The 2,819-nt window shown below is 70.9% G+C and carries 3 protein-coding genes; all 3 read left to right on the top strand.

Going from position 1 to position 2,819, the window contains the following annotated elements; all coding sequences use genetic code 11:
- Positions 1–57: 57 nt before the first annotated feature.
- Entirely contained in the window at positions 58–1,524 is a 1,467-nt protein-coding gene (locus G6019_RS13830; RefSeq protein WP_182611960.1) for a hypothetical protein, read from the top strand.
- Entirely contained in the window at positions 1,521–2,627 is a 1,107-nt protein-coding gene (locus G6019_RS13835; protein ID WP_370446315.1) for a glutamate ABC transporter substrate-binding protein, read from the top strand. The genes G6019_RS13830 and G6019_RS13835 overlap by 4 nt, the downstream gene beginning before the upstream one ends.
- On the top strand, positions 2,624–2,819 hold a 196-nt coding region (locus G6019_RS13840), incomplete at its 3' end, for a hypothetical protein (protein ID WP_182627815.1). The genes G6019_RS13835 and G6019_RS13840, both read left to right, overlap by 4 nt.

Below are 2,819 nucleotides of genomic sequence, written 5' to 3' on the forward strand. Positions count from 1 at the left end.
ACACGCCCACCGGATCCCCGGCACAGGCGGTGAGAGAACCGGGAGGTGACTGACCAGATGGGCCTTCCGACCCTCACGCAGAAGCGCGACGCGGGTCCCGGCTCGCGGTCCGGTTCTGCTCCGGGCGCGCGGTCCGGGTCCGCCCCGGGTGCGGGCGGGGGTTCCGGCGGGGGCACGTCCACGGGCCCCGGCTCAGAGGACATCGCGCTCAGCCGCCGCCGTCCGGTGCGTCGCCGGGCCGCACGGTTCTGGAACGACGCCCTCACCACACCGGGTCGGATGTCGGTCTTCGCGGTGGTCGCGATCGTGGCGGTGCTGTTCGGCGGCACCGTGGCGTCGCAGACCATCACCCAACGCCAGAGCCACCACGAGACCCTGCTGGCCGAGGTCGAGCCCGTCGCCAACGCCTCCCAGACCCTGTACAGCTCCCTGACCATCGCTGATTCGGCGGCCAACACCGCCTTCATCACCGGGGGCATCGAACCCGCCGAGCTCAGGGATCGCTACCTGCAGGCCATCGCCGCCTCGTCGGCGTCGATCGTCGCCGCCTCGCAGGGCCTCGACCGCTCGGACGAGGAGTCGATCGACCAGCTGGCGCACATCAACGCCCAGTTGACCACCTACACCGGACTCGTGGAGACGGCCCGGACCAACAACCGGGTCGCCAACCCGGTCGGCTCGGCGTACCTCGCGTCGGCGTCCACCCTCATGCAGGACACGATCCTCCCCGCGGCCGCCGACCTGTACGACCGCCAGTCCACCTCCGTCGGGGAGTCCGACCGTGAGTGGTCCTCGCCGCCCTGGGGATCGTTCATCCTGCTGGGGGCGGCGATCGCGATACTGGTGCTGCTGCAGCAGTGGTTGTGGAAGATCACCGGGCGACGGGTCAATCCCGCGTTGGCGCTGGCCTCACTGCTCATGGTGGCGACCTTCCTGCTCACGATGATCGCCGGGTTCCTGGCGGCCAACAACAACGCGCGCGGACTGTCCGAGGGCGCGGCCCCGATGAACGAGCTCACCCGGCAGCGGATCAACGCCCAGAAGGTGCGCGCGCAGGAGACGTTGAACCTGGTGCGGCGCACCGATCCCGAGGGGTCCGCGGCCGAGCGGGCCGCCATCCTGGGCGGCGTCCGCGACACGTTGACCGTCTACCTCGACCCCGACGAGGAGTCCCGCAGCCGCACCAGCCTGGACGGGGACGGCGCCGTCACCAACGCGATCGAGGCCCTGGACGAGTGGATGGCCGCGCAGAACCGCGCGGATTCGCTGTACCAGCAAGGTGACTACCAGGGGGCGATCCTCATCTCCTCGGGGCAGGGCGAGGGCGATTCGGGGGCCGCCTTCGACGAGTTCGACGAGTCGATGCAGGACGCGATCGAGGAGGCCCGCGACACGCTGCGCACCCGTATCGACAACGCACGGCGCACCTCCGCCACCGGGCCGGACCTCATCATGGCGTTGTCCGCCCTCGCCGCCTTCGCCGTCATCGTGGGGATCGCCCCCCGGATCAGGGAGTACCTGTGAGCGCGCGGGGGACGTGGCGGTCCGGGGGGAGCGCCGGGCGGCGGGCCGCCCGCGTGGTGACCGGGGGTGTCCTGGTGGCCGCCCTGGCGGTCTCCGGTGCGTGTGGAGTCAACGACGACGACGAGGCGCGCGGTGACGACGGCGGGTCGGGCCGGGAGACGGCCTCGGTGGTGACCGGATCCGACTACGTCGGCATCCCCGAGGTCTCCGCCGTGATGCCGCTACCGGCCGGAGCGGTCGTGACGACAGAGAGTCCGACGGGGCTACCCCAGGTCTCGGCGGACGAATCCTGCGACCCGCTCCCGAGTCTGCGCCCCGATGACGCCACACCCGAGGAGCGCGTCCCCCGCATCCGGGATCGGGGGCGGTTGATCGTGGGCCTGGACCAGGGGTCCAACCTGTTCTCTTTCCGTGACCCGGCCACCGGTCAGCTCACCGGTTTCGACGTGGACCTGGCCCGGGAGATCGCCCGGGACATCTTCGGGGATCCCGGCCAGGTGGAGTTCCGGTCCCTGACCTCGGCCAACCGCATCGAGGCGTTGGAGAACAACCAGGTCGACGTGGTGATCCGGTCGATGTCCATCACCTGTGCGCGCCGGGAGGTGATCACCTTCTCCGTGCCGTACTACCGCGCCTACCAGCGGGTGTTGGCCGTGCGGGGCTCCGGGATCACCGAGATCGAACACCTCGAGGGTCGGCGGGTGTGCGTGGCGGCGGGAACCACGTCGGCCTCACGCCTGTGGGACGAGCTCGACCGGCTCACGGTGCTGTCGGTCAACACGTGGGCCGACTGCCTCGTGGCCATCCAACAGAACCAGGTGGACGCCATCACCACCGACGACGCCATCCTGGTGGGCATCACCGCCCAGGATCCCTACCTGGAGATCGTCGGCCCGCAGCTCAACGCGGAGCCGTACGGGGTGGGAATCGCCAGGTCGACTCCCGGGAACGACACGGACGGTCTGGTCCGGCAGGTCAACTCGACGCTCGAGCGGATCCGAACCGATGGAACGTGGAACCGGATGTACTCCACCTGGCTCTCCGGACTGGGCCCGAGCCCCGGGATGCCCGCGCCGACCTACGTGCCGGAGGAACCGCGATGAGCTACCGCGGCGCGGATGACGGAGCCCCCCTCGACGAGCCGACCGTCGGAACCCAGGCCACGTTCCGGCCCGAGCCGACGCAGGACACCGGGTCGACCCCGGACACCAGGGCGACGCCGACAGGCCGGGCACACACGGAGGCGACCGAGGCCACGTCGGCCATGGCGGTCACGGGCGCGATGCCCGCCACCG

Source organism: Dietzia sp. DQ12-76 (assembly GCF_014145045.1).
Taxonomy (GTDB): Bacteria; Actinomycetota; Actinomycetes; order Mycobacteriales; family Mycobacteriaceae; genus Dietzia.

Bases quoted from the DNA above. Each gene is read 5' to 3' on its own strand.
- G6019_RS13830 (WP_182611960.1), top strand. From the start codon at position 58: ATGGGCCTTCCGACCCTCACGCAGAAGCGCGACGCGGGTCCCGGCTCG.